We start from the raw sequence: 18403 nt of genomic DNA on the forward strand, positions 1-18403 counted from the left end.
TTACTAGTGATGGGGTTGGCCATTGTTGATAGCAATGTAGGTTCATAGGCATGGGCACTGAAATCGAACGGAAATTCCTGGTTTCTGCGATTCCAGACTTGCAGCATCTGGACCGGGTCGTGATCCGCCAGGGCTATTTGACTGCGCCTGAGGATTCCACTGAACTGCGGTTGCGGCAAAAGAATGAACGCTATTTCCTGACGCTGAAGGGTTGCGGGGAACTAGTGCGCGTAGAACGCGAAACCGAAATCTCGGGCGAGCAGTTCGAAACCTTCTGGCCCGAGACCACGGAACGGCGGGTCGAGAAGGAACGTTACACTGGAACGCTGTCCGATGGGCGCGTTTTTGAGTTGGATGTTTTTCAGGGTGGCCTGACGCCGTTGCACATGGTCGAGGTTGAGTTTGAGACCGAGGCAGACGCCAATTCCTTTGTTCCGCCCGAATGGTTCGGCGCGGAAGTCACAGAGGATAAACGCTATAAGAACAAGACCTTGGCGATCAAAGGTGTGCCAGTTTGATCGTCGCTTTCAGACCGGGAGCCGCGTCCTGCGGCAGGAATTCTCCACCGTGCATATGCGCGATGGCCGATACCAGCGCCAGACCAAGTCCTGCATTGCGTTCGGTCCGGGCTGGATCGAGGGTCACAAAGGGCACTTGAAGGCGTGAAAGATCCTCGGGCGCAACGCCCGGCCCGCGATCGCGGACGCTTAGGTATGTCTCCTTACCATCATCGGTCAAAGTGATTGTGATTTCAGTATGTTCCGGTGCGTAGCGCAAGGCGTTTTCAAGCAGGTTCGACAGGGCCTGGGACAGCAGGGGTTTATGCCCGCTCAGCGGTGCGGCGGTTCCTTCAATTACCAGACGAATGTTCTCTTCTGCGGCGACGGGATCGTAAAGATCGACCACATCTCGTACCAGTTGTTCAAGTTCAACTGTTTCGAACTGTTCCCGCCCCACGCCGGCTTCGGCGCGGGAAATCTCGGTCAATTGGCCCAGAACGCGCAGTACATGGTCGATCTCGGTTGTTGCGCGGGCTACGTCGATATCGCGGTCTTGGTCGGTTTTGGTGGGATCCGATAGCGCTTCGACGCGTTGCTTTAGACGGGACAGTGGGGATCGGAGGTCATGGGCGATTGAGTTGGAGGTGGTGCGCAGGTTGCTGATCAACTCTTCGATCCGGTCCAGCATCGAGTTCAGCGTGCCGGCGACCTGATCGAACTCATCCCCGGTTCCACGCATTGGCATTCGGCGAGACAGATCCCCGGAAACGATATCCTCGGCGGTGTTTGCGATGTCGGACAGGCGGGAAAAGACCAGACGCGTGAACAGCCACCCGGTCAAGATGCTGAGTGCCAAGGCAATGACCAAGACGATCCCAACGGTGCGCAAAAGGACCCGGTCAAACTGCTGTCGCGCCAGCGCGTCTCGCCCGACCAACAGGCGCTCACCGCCGGGTAGACGGATTGAGGCCGCTGAGATGGGTACAAGTTGGTCATTGTCCGCACGGCGCAGTTCCAGATCGACCCAACCGCTGCCAGCCGCGATGTCTGCTGGCCATTGCTTGAGGTTTCCGGCTAGTGTCGCCCCAAAGCGATCTGTCAGCAGGTACATCGCATCCCGCTCGGCGGCGGATGGCAGGCGGCGTTCAATCGCTGTTAGCAGCCCGATCAGCCCGCGTCGTTCATATTCATCCGCCAATCCGGTGAGTTCGGCCGATACGACCGAACGCGTCTCGCCCTCGATGCTTCGATTGGCGGTGACGTAGACCAATGCCAGAACCGTCGCGGTCAACAATGTGCTGAGCACCATGCTGGCCAATATCAGGCGCGTGCGTGAATTATTGAACGACAGCCGTATGTTATCCATCAGATATCATGTAACCCGCACCGCGAACGGTTTCAATCAGCGGCGGCCCACCGCCTTCGTCCAGCTGACGCCGCAGCTTCGAGATATGGACATCGACGACATTCGTATTTGGGTCGAAATGATAGTCCCACACCCCTTCAAGCAACATGGTGCGAGAGACCACGCGGTTCTTGCGGCGCAGGAAATATTCCAAAATCTGGAATTCGCGCGGGGTCAGAGTAACTTCGTGCCCATCGCGTGTGACCTTGCGAGTCAGCAAATCCATTTCAAGATCGCGGCAGGTCAGGATGGCGCTTTCCTCGGATTCCTGCGGACGCCGCAGAAGTGCTTCAATACGGGCATGTAACTCCTGAAAGGAAAACGGTTTTACCAGGTAATCATCCGCCCCCGAACGCAAACCTTTGACGCGTTCGTCCACCGCGCTCATGGCGGTCAGCATCAGGACCGGTGTCTTCAGCCCCGCGGCCCGCAAGGACCTGATCAGGGACAACCCGTCCAGCCCCGGCAGCATTCGGTCCAGCACAATGGCATCAAACCCGCCATCGGTGGCATGGTATAGCCCCTCGCGGCCATCAGCAGCTTGTTCGACCACGTAGCCTTCTTCGCCAAAACCTTTGGCGATGAAGTCGCGCGTATCTTGGTCATCTTCGACGATCAGCAGACGGCGGCTCATGATCGGACCTCCTTTCCAGCGGGATTTAAACACAAATTTCCGGGTAAGGCACCGGGTTTGATGGGATACGTGCCGGGTGCGTTGCGGCGCACCCGGCAGTCCCGGCAGAGAGCGGACAAAACAAACCGCCGGGGAGGCGCACGCCAGATATTCCCCATCACGTGGCGCGCGCGGGTCTCAGATCAGGCGATTTCCACCGCCACGAAGATCTGGTTTCCGGCCCGGTTGATCAGCACCAGCGCGGGATCGGTCTTTTCGCTGTCCAGCGCGGCTTTCAGCGCGTCGGGCGTGTCGGTCTCCTGGCTGCCCAGTTTGACGATGACATCACCGCGTTGCAGGCCCGCTTTTGCCGCAGGGCTGTCGGGCTTGAGGTCGGTCACGATCACACCGTTGACAGAGTCGGACACACCGATCTCGGAGCGGGTGGTTTCGGTCAGCGGGGCGACGGTCACACCCAGTGCGGTGCCCGAGGTCGCCTCGGCCACCGGGTCTTCAACGTCCAGTGCCGCGCTTTGGTGCTGGCCGATGGTCAGTTCCAGCTGCTGTTCGGTCCCGTCCCGCAGCACCGTCAGGGTGCTTTCGGTGCCAACCTTGGTAGTGCCCACCAGAAGCGGCAGGTCACTGCTGGAGTCCACGGCCTCGTCATTGAAGGTCAGGATGATATCGCCCTGTTGCAAGACGCCTTCGGCGGGGCTGCCATCGACCACATCCGACACCAACGCGCCGGTTGAGGTGTCAATGCCCATGGCGGCGGCAATCTCGGGGCTGACATTCTGGATCGAGACACCCAGCCATCCACGGCTGACCTGACCGTCGTCGCGCAGGTCGGCGGCAATATGCTCGACGATGTTCGAGGTTACCGCAAAGCCCAGACCCACAGACCCTCCGCTTGGCGAATAGATGGCCGAGTTCACGCCAACCACTTCGCCGTCCATGTTGAACAGCGGCCCGCCAGAGTTGCCCTTGTTAATCGCCGCATCCGTCTGGATAAACTCGGCATAGGGCCCTTGCGAGATGTTGCGCCCCTTGGCCGAGACAATCCCTGTGGTCACGGTCGAGCTAAGCCCGAACGGGTTGCCGATGGCCACCACGTCCTCGCCAACGCGGATCACGTCGCTGTCACCCAGTTCAACGGCCTGCAATCCGGCGTCGGCGTCAATCTTCAACACGGCGATGTCTGTCAACGGGTCGGTGCCGATGATTTCAGCATCGAATGTGCGGTCGTCATACAGGCGAACGGTGACGGTCGTAGCGTTATCGACGACGTGGTGATTGGTGATGATGTAGCCTGCCTTGTCCAGCACGAAACCGGATCCCAGACCTTGTGCCGGTCCGCGCTGTGGTGTGTTGAAGCCCTCGGGCGTGCCGAAACGTTTGAAGAATTCGCCAAACGGGTGGGCCTCAAAATCAAAGTTCTGACCCTGTGCCGGTGTCGGCTTTGCCTCTTGTTCCGCGATAATGGTCACAACCGAGGGTGACACGCTCTCAACCAGGTCAGCCAGGGCTTCGTCCGCTTTCGAGGGCAGGGCGGTGGTGGCCAGCAGCGCGGCGCTCAGGGCGCTGACGCCGATCCAGCCGGACGTGCGCGGCACGAGAAGAGAGGATTTACGGATGCTCATTTTGGTCTCCTGTTTTATCGCGCGGTTCCGTTCGCGCGTTAAGTCAGGAGGTGGCGCACCAGTCTGATCTTTTCCTGTGCCAAAGGTTAAGAAATCTTAATTTTGCCATAAAGACACGGTGGTATGACGACCGGTCGGTCATACGACTCGGGTCAACGGAGCGAATCGCGTGGCTCGAATCGAGAGATTGTCCTCTATTGCCGGTCCAATCCTCCAAAAGACGCGAATTGATTCAATTTGATGAACAAATGATCAAGCCAAGGTGGTGTTGGCTTAGGGTTCGACCATTGGTTGTGGAGATGTGTCAAAACATATTGGTCGCGCAGGTATAATCGTAGATTTTCGGTGGGTATACATGTCAAATGTGCATGTTTAACCTGCTATTTTCCTTAAATTTCAATAGCAGAATGCAACCTAAGAGAGAAGTCAATATTCAGAGATGTTGCTGAAAAACCATTCCGATACATCCTAAATGACCCGATCTTTCCAAATTTACGTTGTTTGCCCTCAACCAATCGGTGACGATGATCAGGCCCAAGCGAGGGGAAGCCGACGGCACTAGGGGGTGCCGAAGGTTCGTCACGATCACTGGAAGCGCTGAGCGGCATGTTAACGAGGGGGTCTTGTTTAGGTTCGGCAGCGGATAGCCGAGGTGCCTTATAGGCAGCTTTGGCCGCGCTTTCAGGGTTGATGAAAAGTGGTAGTCCTGTTTTGGGCACCGGCCCGGTCTGCAAAGACCGGGCCGTGTTTGTTTTACGGACCTGCCTTACAAGCTGTGCCGCGCCCGCCATGTCGCCCAATCTTCGGGCGTATCCAAGTCCAGCAGAGCGTTCCGATTGGGCAAGGGGTGAAGATGCACCTTGTCGGAATGCGCGCGCACAACAGTTTGCGCACCTTCATCGCCGGTCAGGCGGCGCAGCTCCGCGAACAGAGATTTGTCAAAAATAACCGGGTGACCGGGTTTTCCATCCTTAGTTGCGCCGCGCCATATCAACTTTTTCGGGTGTTCTGTAACCGAGCTGACCACACTGTTTAAATCCTCGGCCGTGATGTCGGGAAGGTCCGAAAGCAGGACCATTGCGGCTGTTGCTTCGGCCGGCAGATGGGTCATGGCACCCCGTAGGCTGGCATTCATACCTTCGGCGGCGTCCGGGATCTCGACCAGTGTCAGGTCTAGCCCGTCCAGCGCTTGATAGCGCGGATGAGGGAGCGGGGGCAGGGCGACGATCACCGGCCCAACCTGCCGGGCCGTCATGGCTGAGCGGCGCAGAAGAGGAGTATCTCCGACGTTTTGCATCAGCTTATCCGTGCCGCGCATACGGCTGGATTGCCCGGCGGCCAAAAGGATGATCGGGATGAGACTCATTGATTTAAGATGGCCGCGTTCCGCCCCGCTGTCATCCCCGCATTCGCGCGCCATCCGCATCAAAAAGTGGGGTCGAAATCATCCGCGCGCGGCGGCGTTGCCCCAGTATCTCGATCTCGACGTCCTGACCGTCTATCGCGTGTTCGAAGGGCAGGAACCCCATGGCAATCGATTTTTCCGCAAAATGGGAATAGCCGCCCGATGTGCAGAACCCGACCACCTTGCCGTTCAACCAGATCGGCTCATAGGCGTTGACGTCGGCGTCCTCGGCATCGACCTGGAATGCGACAAGCCTTCGGGAGGGGCCGTTTTGCGCTTCACGTTCGACCGCCGCACGCCCTATGAAATCGACGGGTTTTGCGAAGGATATGAACCGATCCAACCCGGTTTCAGCCGGTGTGTAGTCGGGAGAATACTCCCGCATCCATGATCCAAAGAACTTGTCCAGACGTAGGCTCATCATGGCGCGCATGCCGAAGGGGGTCAGGCCCATCGGCTCTCCGGCTTGCCACAGCGTCCACCACAGCTGCCGCTGCGCCATCGGATCACAATAGATCTCGTACCCCAGGTCACCGGTATAGCTGACGCGTTGGACGATGCAGTCGGTCATGCCCACGGTCATGCGGCGCACATCCATGAAGCGCAGCGCCGAGACATCATCGCGGGTGCAGGCGGCCAGTACCTCTGCTGCCTTCGGGCCTGCGATCTGGAATCCATTCAGCCGGTCGCTGATATTTTCGATCTGCAAGCCGTCTTCGCTATGTTGCAGGAACCACCGCATATGGAACGCCTGCGCCCCGTATGAAGCAGTCAGGCGGAACTCGGTCTCGTCCAAGCATGAGACCGTGAAATCCCCGATCAACTTACCCTTGGGCGACAGCATCGGCGTCAGCGACAGGCGACCCGGTTGAGGGATGCGCCCGGCCAAGATCCGATCCAGCCAAGCCCGCGCATTGGGACCTGTGATGCGGTACTTACCGAAATTGTGGACTTCGTTGATGCCCACGGCAGTGCGCACAGCACGAACCTCGCGCCCGGTGGCCTTGAAGGCATCGGACCGGCGGAATGAGGGCGTCTCATAGTCTGGTTCATCGCCCTGAGCGAAGTAATTGGGGACCTCCAGCCCGTATTGCTGGCCCCAGACAGCGCCCAGATCGGTGAAGATGTCATACATCGGGGTGGTTCGGTTGGGGCGGGCGGCGGGCAGTTCTTCGTTCGGATAGGCGACGCTGAAGCGTTTTTGGTAATTCTCGATCACCTTGGGGCGGGTGTAACCGGGACTGATCCAGTCGCCAAAGCGGGCCACATCCATAGCAAAGACGTCTCGCTCAGGCTCGCCTTCAATCATCCATTGAGCCAGCGTCAGGCCAACGCCACCACCTTGGCTGAACCCGGCCATCACTCCGCAGGCCGACCAATAGTTGCGCAGCCCCGGCACTGGCCCGACCAGAGGGTTCCCATCCGGCGCAAAAGTGAACGGACCATGGATCACCGATTTCACTCCGGCTTCGGCCAGAACCGGAAAGCGGCGATAGGCGAATTCAATACTGTCGGTGATCTTGTCATAGTCGTCGGGCAGCAACTCGTGCCCGAACTCCCACGGGGTTCCGTCCACGGCCCAGGGCTTGCAGGGCTGTTCGTAAAAGCCGATGCACAAGCCCCGGCCTTCCTGCCGCAGATAGCTTTCGCCTGCGGGGTCCATCACATGCGGATGTTCTCCACCCGCATCAATGATAGCTTCGATCTGAGGGATCGAGTCGGTCACCAGATACTGATGCTCCATCGGGTGCAGCGGGAAATAGACCCCCGCCATCGCGCCGACCTCACGCGCCCATAGGCCACCTGCGTTGACCACGTGTTCGGCGTGGATGGTGCCCTTGTCCGTCACCACATCCCAAGTGCCGTCGGGGCGCTGGTTGGTCTCGCGCACCATGCAATGTGTTTCGATCGCGGCCCCGCCCATCCGGGCCGCCTTGGCATAGGCATGGGTGGTGCCCGATGGGTCCAAGTGTCCATCCAGCGGATCATAGAGCGCGCCAAGGATGCCATCGGTATTGGTGATGGGTGCGATTTTCTTGATCTCGTTAGGGCCAATGATCTCTGTCTCTAGCCCCATGAACCGGTGCTTGGCGCGCTCGGCCAACAGCATGTCGAACCGGTCCTGATTGTCGGCCAGCGTTACCCCGCCCACATGGTGCAACCCGCAGGACATGCCGGTGATCTCTTCCAGTTCCTTGTAAAGGCGGATCGTATAGCCCTGCAAAGCGGCCATGTTGGTGTCGCCGTTCAGCGTGTGAAACCCGCCCGCCGCGTGCCAGGTGGACCCGCTGGTCAGCTCAGAACGTTCCAGCAGCACCACGTCTGACCAACCCAGCTTGGTCAGGTGGTATAGAACCGAACATCCGACAACACCGCCACCAATCACTGCCACCCGCGTTGTCGATTTCATGCCCGTGCCTCCGCTTTGTATCTGGCCAAAGCGTGCAAGGGCAGACCGGGGCTGACTGTTCCGTTTCCGACGCGACATGTCGCACGAGACGTTTTACAGCGGACGGATTTTCAACTCAGTGATGCGGTTACCTTCACGGGCGGTAACTTCGAACCGGAAACCGTGGAACGAGAATACTTGACCCACTATGGGGATCATCTGCGCCTCGTGGATGACCAGACCAGCCACGGTATTGGCCTCGTCGTCAGGCAGGGTCCATTCCATCGCGCGGTTCACATCCCGGATCGTCATCGCTCCTTCAACAAGGTACTGACCATCTTCGGTTCGGGTGACGGGGACGTCCTCATCAATGTCGAACTCATCGGCGATCTCGCCCACGATCTCCTCAAGAATATCTTCCAGAGTGATCAACCCCCGCAGCGAGCCATATTCGTCCACCACCAACGCAAAATGACTGTGCATCCGCAGGAATTCCCGCATTTGATCGTCCAGAGTGGTGGTTTCTGGCACGAAATACGGATCATTGGCCACCTTCGAGATATCGAAGCTTTCCAGCCGGTTGGCTTCGCTTTCACTGTCGCCGGCATGTGCGTACATGGCGCGGAACAGGTCTTTGGCATGAACGACACCCACGATGTTCTCGGGCTCGTCCCGAAAGACGGGCAGGCGGGTATGAGGGCTTTTCAGACACTGCTGCAAGATTGCCTCGGGCGCGTCGTCGGCGTCGATCATCTCGATATTCGAACGGTGCAGCATGATTTCCTCGACTGCACGGTCCGCCAGATCCAGCGCGCCCAGAATACGATCGCGGTCTTCCTTTTCTACCACGCCTTCCGAATGACCCAGTTGCAGCGCACCGGCGATCTCTTCCCGCACGGCAAGGATGTTGCTGTCTGGGTCGATCTGTACCCCAAATAGCCGCAGAACACCCCGCACCAAAAGTCGGACGGCGGCCACGACCGGGGAAAAGACGGTCACCACTACGCTGATGATCGGGGCGACCAGCGCGGCGGCTTTCTCGGCATTGGTGATGGCATAGGTTTTTGGCAGTACCTCGGCGAAGATAAGCACCAGCAAGGTCATCACCAGTGTCGCCAGCGCCACGCCGCTTTCACCAAACAGCTTGGTGAACAGCGCCGTTGCCAGCGAGGCCGCGAGGATGTTCACGAGGTTATTGCCCAGCAGGACCGAGCCGATCAGACGTTCATTGTCATCGGTGATATCGAGCGCCTTCTGCGCCCCGCGCGAGCCTTTGTCGGCCTGCGCCCGCAACTTGCCGCGCGACGAGGCGGTCAATGCTGTTTCGGAACCCGAGAAAAATCCTGACAGGACAAGCAAAAGCAAAATGGCGCCGGTCGTAAACCAGAATGCGCCGTCGATCATAGAAGCTGAGGGTTCCATAGGTCCTTGGTTGTTTGGGTTGTTGTCTTCGTTATGGGGGTGCGACCCCTGCGGATCAAGGGGTTAGCCCTTAACACCGGGGTCTTTCGCCAGCGGGTGATGCTCGAGCACCAACTCAGCAAGGCGTTCGTCTAGCACATGGGTGTAGATTTCCGTCGTGGCGACATCGGCGTGACCCAGCAGTGTCTGGATCGAGCGTAGGTCGGCCCCGTTTGCCAATAGGTGAGTCGCAAAAGCATGGCGTAGTGTGTGGGGCGTCACCTTTTCAGGCGATACGCCACCATGCACAGCGAGGTCTTTAATCAGGTGGAAGAACATGTGCCGGGTCAGATGCCCGGACTTGCCGCGCGAAGGAAACAGGTAGCGCGAGCGTTGGCCGCCATTGGCCACAGCCTCGTCTTCAGCCGCGTCTCGGGTTTCTAACCACAGCGCCAACGCGTCGCGGGCCGGAGGGGAGAGGGGGACCATGCGTTCCTTGCCGCCTTTACCCAAAACCAGCAGCATTCGGGGATCGCCCCGCGCCGACGAGACCGGCAGTGACACCAGTTCGGTCACACGCATGCCAGTGGCATAAAGCAGCTCCATCAGGCAGGTGTTGCGGATGCGGTCGGCCTTTGAGCGGCCGGTTTCGCGCGCGGCTTGCAGCAAGCGATCGACCTCGGGTACATCCAGCGTCTTGGGTAGGCGTTTCTGACGGCCTGGCCCCTTGATCTGGATTGCCGGATTGGTGTCGCGCCACCCTTCTTCAAACGCGAACCGGTATATCTGCTTGATCGCAGACAAGCGGCGGGCGCGGGTCGACTGGGACAGGCCCTGCGCGACGCAATCGATCAGATAGCGCTCGATCAGGTCGCGGTCTGCTTCGGTAAATCCCATCTTGCGGCGTTTCAGCCAGGCGGCAAAATCCTTCAGGTCGTTGCCGTAGGCCAAAAGGGTGTTATTGGCCGCACCTAGCTCGGCAGCCTGAGCTTCCAGAAAGGTCGAAATCCAAATCTCGGCGGAGGCAGGGGCGGCCATGATCAGGTGCCTTGCAGGATCAGCAGGTTCAGTGCAGCGCGGCGGGCGGTATCCTCAAGCCCGACGCGGCGCAGGGTGGCGATGGCAGCAGTCAGGTCCACGAGGTTCCCGCGAGAGCCATGAGCAAACAGGTTCATCGCTTCCAAAATCGCCTCACCCAGCTGGCTGTTGTTTAGTAGCGTTTCGATATCTGACGGCACAGGTGCGGCCCAGGCAAAGCCTTGTGCAACCGCATCGGCTAATGGCGATGGCGAGCGCGCGCGCCCCGGATCCCCTTGGGCTAGTGCGGCCAAAAACTGGTTCTCCTCGCCTTTGTCCGGGACGGATAGGGCGGCGCTTTCATAAAGGTCCGAGAGCAGCAGGATACGCCACCGCAAGGTCTCGGCTTCGGCATCCGTCAGTGAAACCTGCGACAGCCGGTCTGCGAAAAGTTCGGCAAACGGGACCTCAAGCCCGACGCTGCGCATTTGGGTCCAGACATCGAGAAGGGCGGGTGATATGGCCTCGGGCTTGCCGGAATCCAGCGCGGTTTCGAACCGCTGTACCGCCGCGACGCGATCCCAAACCGCACCTGAAGCGGCAGGCGAACGTTCAGTATAAAGCCCCAACAACTGGTTCGGCGTCAGCGCACCCACACGGGTCAACCGCTCGGCCGCCTCGATCTGGGCTTTCCAGCCCGCCACATCCCGTAGGTCGGCATTGGCAAAGGCCCGCGGCAATGGGGCCGAGGGCAAACGCTCGCCAATCGCCTCATAAAGGCGGAAGGTCAGCGGATCAGGGTCATCAGGTTGCGGCAGGTATTCGGCGTCTTCGAATAGTTCGGGGCTGAGGAAGCGGTCCAGAACGGCCAAATCCTCATCGGGCAGCACTTGCAGCGCATGGGCCGCCTCAAGCGTCAGCGCTGCTGAGGCCCAGTCGCCGCGTCGCGCTTTGCAGAAAATCTGCGCCGCGTAATCCTGTGACAGGTGCGGTTGCGCGATCAGTGCGGTGCAACTGCGATCTTCGTCGCCCGTCAGAAGCGTCGCGTCAAACCAACGTTGAAACCGGTCGCGGCTGTCGGTCGGACCAGCCAGTTGCACCAGCGATTGCGCAGGATCGGCCGCGCCCAGTTGCATCAACCGATCCAGTCGCGCCAGCAGCAATATCTCTTGGGCATTGGGGCCGGATGGCGCACGCGCCTCGGACAGCAGCAAGGTGAACAGCAGGCGCTGCATTGCCGGATTATACCTTACGGGTACATCGGCGATCAGCTCGGCCAGCCTGCCTGGGTCGCTGTTTTTCCACATATCGACCGGCAGGCCTGTCACCGAGGACGACACCAACCCCAAGGGCGGCAACAAAGCCTCAAGCGCTGTGACCTCGACCCCCGGCTGCAGGCCGGTCTGTGACACGGGCGGTTCCAGCAAAACGGTGCCGGGCAAGTTTTCCGGAGGTTGGGTCAGCCATTCGATCGCAGACAGGGGTTCCTGCTGCGCCTGTGCGGCTCCGGCCAGGAAAAGCGCGGCAACTGCGCTCCTACTCCACATTCAGGATGACCGGTTCGCGGACTTCATCCTGCGGGGCCGAGAAATCCACCCCGAAGAACGGGCCAAGATAGGCATAGCCCACCAGCCCGATAAAACACAGGCAAACCAGATATATCAGCAGTTTGATCAGACGGCCCATTGCTCAACGTCGCCTCAATTTTTTCTTTTGTCCCAGTTATAGCTGGCATTTTTCTTAAGATCACGTCATTCACGGTGAAATGAGCGAAATAAAGCAAAACACTGACACGGTTGCCCCAGTCCAGCACCTTGTGTTGCACAAAACCGTAGTTCTGGTGGGGATGATGGGGGCTGGAAAGACCGCAGTGGGCCGTGCATTGGCCCTACGTCTGGGTGTCCCGTTCCTTGACAGTGATGCCGAGATCGAATCGGCAGCAAACATGACCATCCCCGAGATTTTCGAACGCGACGGCGAGCCGTTCTTTCGCGCCAAGGAAAGTCAGGTCATCGGGCGGCTGCTGGATGAGGAAAAGGGCATTCTGTCTACCGGCGGCGGCGCGTTTCTGTCCGAGCAAAACCGCAGGATGATCACCGAACGCGGTGTATCCGTCTGGTTGAATGCTGATCTGAACGTGTTGTGGAACAGGGTCAAGCACAAGGATACCCGACCCTTACTGCGCACCGACGACCCTTATGCGACATTGCGCGGGATATATGAGGCGCGCGTGCCGGTTTACCAGCAGGCCGATTTGACTGTGACCTCGGACGGTGAGATTTCGATCGACAATATGGTTGGCCGCGTTGTCGAAGCTTTGCTCAAGCGGCCTGATGTTCTGGAACAAAAATAAATGCACCAAACCGTACATGTTGAGCTGGGCGAACGCGCGTATGATGTCGAGATCGGGCCAGACCTGCTGGGGCAGTCCGGGGCACGGATCGCGCCTTTGTTGCACCGACCCAAGGTCGCCGTCCTGACGGATGAGAACGTGGCCGCGCTGCATCTGGATGGGCTGCGCGACGGGTTGTTCACAGCCGGGATCGAGATGTCGTCACTGGCTTTGCCTGCGGGTGAGGCGACCAAGAGCTGGCCTCATTTCGAACGTGCGGTCGAATGGTTGCTGGCCGAGAAGGTCGAGCGCCGGGATGTTGTTATCGCGTTGGGCGGTGGCGTAATCGGCGACCTTGCAGGCTTTGCTGCAGCCGTTTTGCGGCGCGGTGTTCGGTTCGTGCAAATCCCGACCTCGCTGTTGGCACAGGTGGACAGTTCCGTCGGGGGCAAGACCGGCATCAATGCACCACAGGGCAAGAACTTGATCGGAGCCTTCCATCAGCCCTCGTTGGTGCTGGCCGATACTTCGGTGCTGGGTACGATGACGGATCGGGATTTCCTGTCCGGCTATGGCGAAGTCGTCAAATATGGCCTGCTGGGGGACGCCGACTTCTTTGAATGGCTCGAAGACAACGGAACCGATGTGGCGGGGGGCAATATGGCGGCGCGGGTACGGGCCGTGACCCGCTCGGTGCAGATGAAGGCCGATATCGTGGCACGGGATGAGACCGAGCAGGGCGACCGTGCGTTGCTGAACCTCGGCCACACCTTCTGTCACGCGTTTGAGGCTGCAACGGGTTATTCCGACCGGCTGCTGCATGGTGAAGGCGTGGCCATCGGCTGCGCGCTGGCGTTCGAGCTGTCCTCGCGTCTTGGTCTGTGTCCTCAGGAAGACCCCAGCCGCGTGCGTGCGCATTTGCGTACGATGGGCATGAAGACCGATTTGGCGGACATTCCCGGAGAACTTCCAGGCGCTGAGGCTCTGGTTGATCTGATGGCGCAGGACAAGAAGGTGATCGACGGTCAGTTGCGGTTCATTCTGGCGCGCGGAATCGGCCAGGCATTCGTCACCTCTGACGTACCGCGTGATGCAGTACTGTCGGTGCTTCAGGACGCGCTGGCCACTACCTGATCAACGCCCGTTGAGCACCATCAACTCGCCGATATTCTCGCGTGTGATATAGCCCACCATCGCCCCCGAAGCAGTGCAAACCGCAATGGCCGGGGCGCCTTTATGCAGCCCGTCCAGCACGGCCTCCAACCCGTCGGTCAAGCGAACTTTTGGAATGTCCGGTTCCATGATCGAAGTGGCCGGATTGGACCGGGGTGTTTCATCGGCAAGGGCCGCGAACAGACGATTGCGCGTGACAAAGCCTTGCAGCTTGCCATCGGGGGACAGCACCGGAAACTCATGCTGCGTGGTATGGATGACGGCCTGCGCGGCGGTTGCCAGCGTGTCGTCGGGGGAAAGAGCGTGAAATTCGGTGATCATCGCATCGCGCGCCAGCACGCGCCGCGCGACCGAGCGCATGGTCACGTCCTGACTTTCGGCATTTGCTGCTACGAAGACGAATACCGCGATCAGCACCAACAGCGCATTCCCGGTGCTGAGCCCAAGGAACCCGAACCCGACCGCCACCGCCTGTCCCGCCAGCGCGGCGACCCGTGTGGCTTTGACGCGATCCATTTTCAGACAAAGCAGGGCACGGAACACACGCCCGCCATCCATCGGAAAGGCGGGGATCATGTTGAACGCGGCCAACAGCAGGTTCACATAAGCCAGACGGTTCAGCAGGCCGGGGGCGGTGCTGTCGATCTGAGCCATGGTTTCAAGAGGCATTCCCGCGCCCAGAAGAACCAGCAAGACCCAGATTGCAACATTGACCGCAGGGCCTGCCAGCGCCACCCAAACCTCTTGCATGGGGTTTTCCGGCATCCGCTCGAGCCGAGCCAGCCCGCCGATTGGCAATAGGGTAATGTCAGGCGTTTTGATCCCATAGCGCCGGGCCATCAGCGCATGGCCAAATTCATGGGCGACCACACAGGCAAATAGCGCCAGCACGAAGATCAGGTTTTCAACCGCGGCCGCCAGACCTCCGCTGGAATAGGCGGCAAACCCGACCCAGGCCAGCAACAGGAAAAAGGTGACATGGACCCTCAGTTCCGACCCCAATATCCGGCCGAGTGAGAAGGACCATGTCATGATATTTCTCCGTCTTGGTTAGAACGGAATCTCGTCGTCGTCGATACCGCCGGATGCAGGGGCCGGAGAGCCGGACGGCCCACCATAAGGATCCCCATAGCCGCCACCGGCCTGACCGCCATAGCCGCCACCGGATTGGCCGCCGCCATACCCACCACCGCCGCCACCTTCACCGCGCGCGTCCAGCATGGTCAGTTCACTGCGGTAAGGGCGCAGAACCACTTCGGTCGAATATCGATCCTGTCCGGACTGATCCTGCCATTTGCGGGTCTCAAGCTGGCCTTCGATGTAAACCTTGCTGCCTTTGCGCAGATACTGCTCGGCCACACGCACCAAGGGCTCCGAGAAGATGGCGACCGTATGCCATTGCGTCCGGTCCCGGCGTTCGCCGGTATTGCGGTCTTTCCATGTCTCAGACGTGGCGATGCGCAGGTTGCAAACCTTTCCACCATTCTGGAACGACCGAACCTCAGGGTCGGCACCGAGATTTCCGATCAGAATGACTTTGTTGACTGAACCCGCCATATATTCCCTCGTTCTTTTCTGACTGAGCAGTGCCCGAATCTGGCACCTGTTATTTCTGCGACCCTATACGGCCTGCGCTTTGGTTGAAACATGGTTGATGACGCGAAAATGAGCGCGCTAATTCTTTAGGCATGATTCACCAAGCTTTCATTCTTTGCTGAAATATCTATACTCGTTCAGGTTCGTAGAGATCGGGATCGGCATTTATGCGGTTGTTGTTAGCGAGTTTTTCGGTGCTATGCTGTGCACTGGTCTCAGCCCCGACTGTGGCGGATACCTTGTCGACGAAAAGCCGCAAGGACATTTTCCTCAAGCAATCCAAGGTGTTGGATTCGCGCGCGGCCACACAATACCGCAATTCCGAGCGCTATAAGCCAAAGACGCCGAGGCGTCAGTTCAGCCAGCGTTATAATGGGAAATACAAAGGCCAGTATCTGACCATCGCGCGGCAAGCGGCGCGTAAGCATAACGTCCCCGAAGACTTGTTCTTGCGGTTGGTGCAGCAGGAAAGCGGCTGGAACCCCAATGCTGTCTCGCATAAGGGAGCACTAGGTTTGGCACAGCTTATGCCTGCGACAGCAAGAACGCTTGGCGTCAACCCGCTGGACCCACGGGAAAATCTGGAAGGTGGCGCGCGCTATCTGTCCGCTCAATACCGCAAGTTCAAATCCTGGCGTCTGGCGCTGGCGGCATATAATGCTGGTCCGGGCGCGGTGGAAAAACATGGTGGCGTTCCACCGTATAAGGAAACGCAGAATTACGTCAGGGTGATCTGGGGCGGTTAAACTCCGCTTCCCGTCCCAATAGGTAAAAGGCCAACCCTGCGGCTGGCCTTTGTGTTTTATTCGGCTGCAATCTTGATGACCGGCTCCATACGTTCCAGGACATCCTCGGCCAAATGACATTTGACCTGATGTCCCTCGGCCAGAGTTTTCACCGGCGGAACGCGCTGTTCGCACAAGCCACCCGGCACCTCGGACTTCCAGCGGCACCGCGTCTGGAACGGACAGCCCGGAGGCGGGTTCATCGCAGAAGGAATATCGCCTTCTAGCACGATATGCTGTTTCTCGATTGACGTATCAGCGATGGGCACCGCGCTCAGCAACGCTTCGGTATAGGGATGATAAGGCGGGGCAAAGACCTGATCGGTGGTGCCCAACTCGACCACATGGCCCAGATACATGACCATCACCCGGTCGCTGAGATAGCGTACAATCGACAGGTCATGGCTGATGAACAACAGAGTCGTTTTGTGTTCACGCTGGATCTCCATCAACAAGTCCGTCACGGCCGCCTGCACGGACACATCCAGTGCCGAGACCGGCTCATCCGCCACCACGATCCGCGCGTCCCCGGCAAACGCACGGGCAATGCCCACACGCTGTTTCTGACCGCCAGACAGCTGGCGAGGCATCCGATCGGCAAAGGCGCGCGGCAGCTTCACCAGATCAAGCAGCTCCAGCATCCGCTTCTTCCGCTCGGCTTCCGAGTTGCCGACACCGAAAATCTCAAGCGCGCGGATGATCTGGCGGCCAACGGTCATCGACGGGTTCAACGTGTCAAACGGGTTCTGGAATACCATCTGAACTTCGCCCACCGTCTTGGCGTCCCGCTCTTCAATCGGCACGGCCTCGATGTTGCGATTGTCCAGAAGGATTTGCCCATCCGTCGCCGTTTCCAGCCCCATCAACACCTTGGCAAACGTAGACTTGCCACAGCCGGATTCGCCCACAATGGCCAATGTCTCGGATTCATGCGCCTCAAAGCTGAGCGTTTCGTTGGCCTTCACCACCTTAGTCTCGCCGCCGCCAAACAGCGCATTCGCCGCGACCTCATAGTATTTCTTCAGATTGTCCATCTTCAGAACTGTGCGGCCAATCGCAGCCTTTTCCTTTTGTTCCCCAACGGTGATCGGTGCGTTCCAGTCAATCTCCTGGAATTTCAGACAGCGCGTATGGTGTCGGTCATTTCCGGGCACAGCCTGCATCAGGATATCCTGAGCATCACAACGCCCTTCTTCGAAATAGTCACAGCGCGGCCCAAAGTTACAGCCCGGCGGGCGCTCATGGGGCAGGGGGAAGTTCCCCGGAATGGCCACCAGCGGGCGCGTGTTCTTGTCGGCCCCAGGCAAAGGGATCGAGCGGAATAGCGCCTGTGTATAGGGGTGCTGCATTTCGTCAAACACATCCTTGATCGAGCCGCGCTCGACCGCCTCACCCGAATACATCACGCAAAGCCGGTCGCAGGTTTCCAACACCAGCCCCAGATTGTGCGAGATAAACAGCATTGAGGTGCCGTATTTCTTGCCCAAATCCTTGACCAGTTCGACCACAGCCGCTTCAACCGTCACGTCCAGCGCGGTCGTTGGCTCATCCAGAATCAAAAGCGCCGGTTTCGACATCAATGCCATGGCGATCACGATGCGCTGCTGTTGTCCGCCAGAGAGCTGATGCGGGAAAGAATTCAGCATTCGCTCGGGGTCGGGCAGGCGCACATCGGTGACAACCTCCAACGCGCGGGCATAAGCCTCTTCCGCGCCGACGCCTTCGTGGATCATCGGCACTTCCATCAACTGCTTACCGATCTTCATCGCTGGGTTCAGCGATGCCATCGGTTCCTGATAGATCATCGCGATCTCGTTGCCGCGAATGTCGCGCAACTCCTCGGTGGTCATCTCACCCAGATCACGCCCTTTGAACTTGATCGAGCCGCCAACGATGCGCCCGTTCTTGCCCAAATCCTGCATGACACCCAACGCAACCGTGGACTTGCCACAGCCAGACTCACCAACCAGCCCCACAGCCTCACCAGGTTGCACGCTGACCGAGAAATCCATAACGGCGGGAATTTCCCTCAACCGGGTAAAAAACGAGATCGAAAGCTTGTCGATCTCAAGGATTGGCCCGTCATAATCCGCCAGTTTGTTCATCTTGTTACTCCTCGCGAGAGTCAGGGGGATCCCTTCATCTGG

16 protein-coding genes are annotated in these 18403 nt (G+C 59.0%); 4 read left to right on the plus strand and 12 right to left on the minus strand.

Annotated features, from left to right (window positions below; genetic code table 11):
- Nucleotides 1–50: 50 nt before the first annotated feature.
- On the plus strand, nucleotides 51–518 hold the full coding sequence (locus GOV80_RS10645) for a CYTH domain-containing protein (RefSeq protein ID WP_170784558.1): 468 nt from the start codon (nucleotides 51–53) through the stop codon (nucleotides 516–518).
- On the opposite strand, the gene GOV80_RS10650 is transcribed toward GOV80_RS10645, so the two are convergent.
- From GOV80_RS10650 to GOV80_RS10690, 9 genes are all read right to left on the minus strand, one after another.
- Nucleotides 499–1866: a sensor histidine kinase gene (locus GOV80_RS10650; RefSeq protein WP_170784560.1), complete on the minus strand. Its 1368-nt coding sequence runs from the start codon at nucleotides 1864–1866 to the stop codon at nucleotides 499–501. The two genes, GOV80_RS10645 and GOV80_RS10650, sit on opposite strands and share 20 nt — an antisense overlap.
- Entirely contained in the window at nucleotides 1859–2539 is a 681-nt protein-coding gene (locus GOV80_RS10655) for a response regulator transcription factor (RefSeq protein WP_170769525.1), read from the minus strand. Before GOV80_RS10655 ends, GOV80_RS10650 begins: the two co-directional genes overlap by 8 nt.
- Nucleotides 2540–2721: 182 nt before the next feature.
- Nucleotides 2722–4158, minus strand: a complete 1437-nt coding sequence (locus tag GOV80_RS10660; protein ID WP_170784562.1) for a DegQ family serine endoprotease — start codon at nucleotides 4156–4158, stop codon at nucleotides 2722–2724.
- A 766-nt stretch (nucleotides 4159–4924) separates the two neighbouring features.
- Nucleotides 4925–5524: a nucleotidyltransferase family protein gene (locus GOV80_RS10665; protein WP_170784564.1), complete on the minus strand. Its 600-nt coding sequence runs from the start codon at nucleotides 5522–5524 to the stop codon at nucleotides 4925–4927.
- Nucleotides 5525–5555: 31 nt separating this feature from the next.
- Entirely contained in the window at nucleotides 5556–7973 is a 2418-nt protein-coding gene (locus GOV80_RS10670; protein WP_170784567.1) for a GcvT family protein, read from the minus strand.
- 93 nt (nucleotides 7974–8066) lie between these two features.
- Nucleotides 8067–9374, minus strand: coding sequence for an HlyC/CorC family transporter (locus GOV80_RS10675; RefSeq protein ID WP_170784569.1), 1308 nt, complete (start codon nucleotides 9372–9374; stop codon nucleotides 8067–8069).
- A gap of 63 nt (nucleotides 9375–9437) precedes the next feature.
- Nucleotides 9438–10391, minus strand: a complete 954-nt coding sequence (locus tag GOV80_RS10680; protein WP_170784571.1) for a site-specific tyrosine recombinase XerD — start codon at nucleotides 10389–10391, stop codon at nucleotides 9438–9440.
- Nucleotides 10392–10393: 2 nt separating this feature from the next.
- Nucleotides 10394–11917 (minus strand): hypothetical protein, encoded by a 1524-nt coding sequence (locus GOV80_RS10685; protein WP_170784573.1) that lies wholly within the window; start codon nucleotides 11915–11917, stop codon nucleotides 10394–10396.
- Nucleotides 11907–12056: a hypothetical protein gene (locus GOV80_RS10690; RefSeq protein WP_170769532.1), complete on the minus strand. Its 150-nt coding sequence runs from the start codon at nucleotides 12054–12056 to the stop codon at nucleotides 11907–11909. The genes GOV80_RS10685 and GOV80_RS10690 overlap by 11 nt, the downstream gene beginning before the upstream one ends.
- Before the next feature lie 79 nt (nucleotides 12057–12135).
- Between GOV80_RS10690 and GOV80_RS10695 the strand changes: the two genes are divergently transcribed.
- Both GOV80_RS10695 and aroB read left to right on the plus strand, forming a co-directional pair.
- Nucleotides 12136–12723, plus strand: coding sequence for a shikimate kinase (locus GOV80_RS10695; RefSeq protein ID WP_170769533.1), 588 nt, complete (start codon nucleotides 12136–12138; stop codon nucleotides 12721–12723).
- Nucleotides 12724–13836: a 3-dehydroquinate synthase gene (aroB, locus tag GOV80_RS10700; RefSeq protein ID WP_170784575.1), complete on the plus strand. Its 1113-nt coding sequence runs from the start codon at nucleotides 12724–12726 to the stop codon at nucleotides 13834–13836.
- On the opposite strand, the gene GOV80_RS10705 is transcribed toward aroB, so the two are convergent.
- Nucleotides 13837–14907, minus strand: a complete 1071-nt coding sequence (locus tag GOV80_RS10705; protein ID WP_170784577.1) for a site-2 protease family protein — start codon at nucleotides 14905–14907, stop codon at nucleotides 13837–13839.
- Nucleotides 14908–14925: 18 nt separating this feature from the next.
- Nucleotides 14926–15432, minus strand: coding sequence for a single-stranded DNA-binding protein (gene ssb / locus GOV80_RS10710; protein ID WP_170769536.1), 507 nt, complete (start codon nucleotides 15430–15432; stop codon nucleotides 14926–14928).
- A 206-nt stretch (nucleotides 15433–15638) separates the two neighbouring features.
- On the opposite strand from ssb, the gene GOV80_RS10715 reads away from it, so the two are divergent.
- Complete coding sequence (locus tag GOV80_RS10715; RefSeq protein ID WP_170784579.1) at nucleotides 15639–16217, plus strand: lytic transglycosylase domain-containing protein; 579 nt, start codon at nucleotides 15639–15641, stop codon at nucleotides 16215–16217.
- A 56-nt stretch (nucleotides 16218–16273) separates the two neighbouring features.
- Here the strand turns inward: GOV80_RS10715 and GOV80_RS10720 are convergent, their stop codons facing one another.
- Nucleotides 16274–18361 (minus strand): dipeptide ABC transporter ATP-binding protein, encoded by a 2088-nt coding sequence (locus tag GOV80_RS10720; RefSeq protein WP_170784581.1) that lies wholly within the window; start codon nucleotides 18359–18361, stop codon nucleotides 16274–16276.
- Between the last annotated feature and the right edge of the window lie 42 nt (nucleotides 18362–18403).

The sequence above is a fragment of the Ruegeria lacuscaerulensis genome (genome assembly GCF_013034685.1).
Taxonomy (GTDB): Bacteria; Pseudomonadota; Alphaproteobacteria; order Rhodobacterales; family Rhodobacteraceae; genus Ruegeria; species Ruegeria lacuscaerulensis_B.

Coding starts and splice junctions, on each gene's coding strand:
- GOV80_RS10645 (WP_170784558.1), top strand. CDS start 51: ATGGGCACTGAAATCGAACGGAAATTCCTGGTTTCTGCGATTCCAGAC.
- GOV80_RS10650 (WP_170784560.1), bottom strand. CDS start 1,866: ATGGATAACATACGGCTGTCGTTCAATAATTCACGCACGCGCCTGATA.
- GOV80_RS10655 (WP_170769525.1), bottom strand. CDS start 2,539: ATGAGCCGCCGTCTGCTGATCGTCGAAGATGACCAAGATACGCGCGAC.
- GOV80_RS10660 (WP_170784562.1), bottom strand. CDS start 4,158: ATGAGCATCCGTAAATCCTCTCTTCTCGTGCCGCGCACGTCCGGCTGG.
- GOV80_RS10665 (WP_170784564.1), bottom strand. CDS start 5,524: ATGAGTCTCATCCCGATCATCCTTTTGGCCGCCGGGCAATCCAGCCGT.
- GOV80_RS10670 (WP_170784567.1), bottom strand. CDS start 7,973: ATGAAATCGACAACGCGGGTGGCAGTGATTGGTGGCGGTGTTGTCGGA.
- GOV80_RS10675 (WP_170784569.1), bottom strand. CDS start 9,374: ATGGAACCCTCAGCTTCTATGATCGACGGCGCATTCTGGTTTACGACC.
- GOV80_RS10680 (WP_170784571.1), bottom strand. CDS start 10,391: ATGGCCGCCCCTGCCTCCGCCGAGATTTGGATTTCGACCTTTCTGGAA.
- GOV80_RS10685 (WP_170784573.1), bottom strand. CDS start 11,917: ATGTGGAGTAGGAGCGCAGTTGCCGCGCTTTTCCTGGCCGGAGCCGCA.
- GOV80_RS10690 (WP_170769532.1), bottom strand. CDS start 12,056: ATGGGCCGTCTGATCAAACTGCTGATATATCTGGTTTGCCTGTGTTTT.
- GOV80_RS10695 (WP_170769533.1), top strand. CDS start 12,136: ATGAGCGAAATAAAGCAAAACACTGACACGGTTGCCCCAGTCCAGCAC.
- aroB (WP_170784575.1), top strand. CDS start 12,724: ATGCACCAAACCGTACATGTTGAGCTGGGCGAACGCGCGTATGATGTC.
- GOV80_RS10705 (WP_170784577.1), bottom strand. CDS start 14,907: ATGACATGGTCCTTCTCACTCGGCCGGATATTGGGGTCGGAACTGAGG.
- ssb (WP_170769536.1), bottom strand. CDS start 15,432: ATGGCGGGTTCAGTCAACAAAGTCATTCTGATCGGAAATCTCGGTGCC.
- GOV80_RS10715 (WP_170784579.1), top strand. CDS start 15,639: ATGCGGTTGTTGTTAGCGAGTTTTTCGGTGCTATGCTGTGCACTGGTC.
- GOV80_RS10720 (WP_170784581.1), bottom strand. CDS start 18,361: ATGAACAAACTGGCGGATTATGACGGGCCAATCCTTGAGATCGACAAG.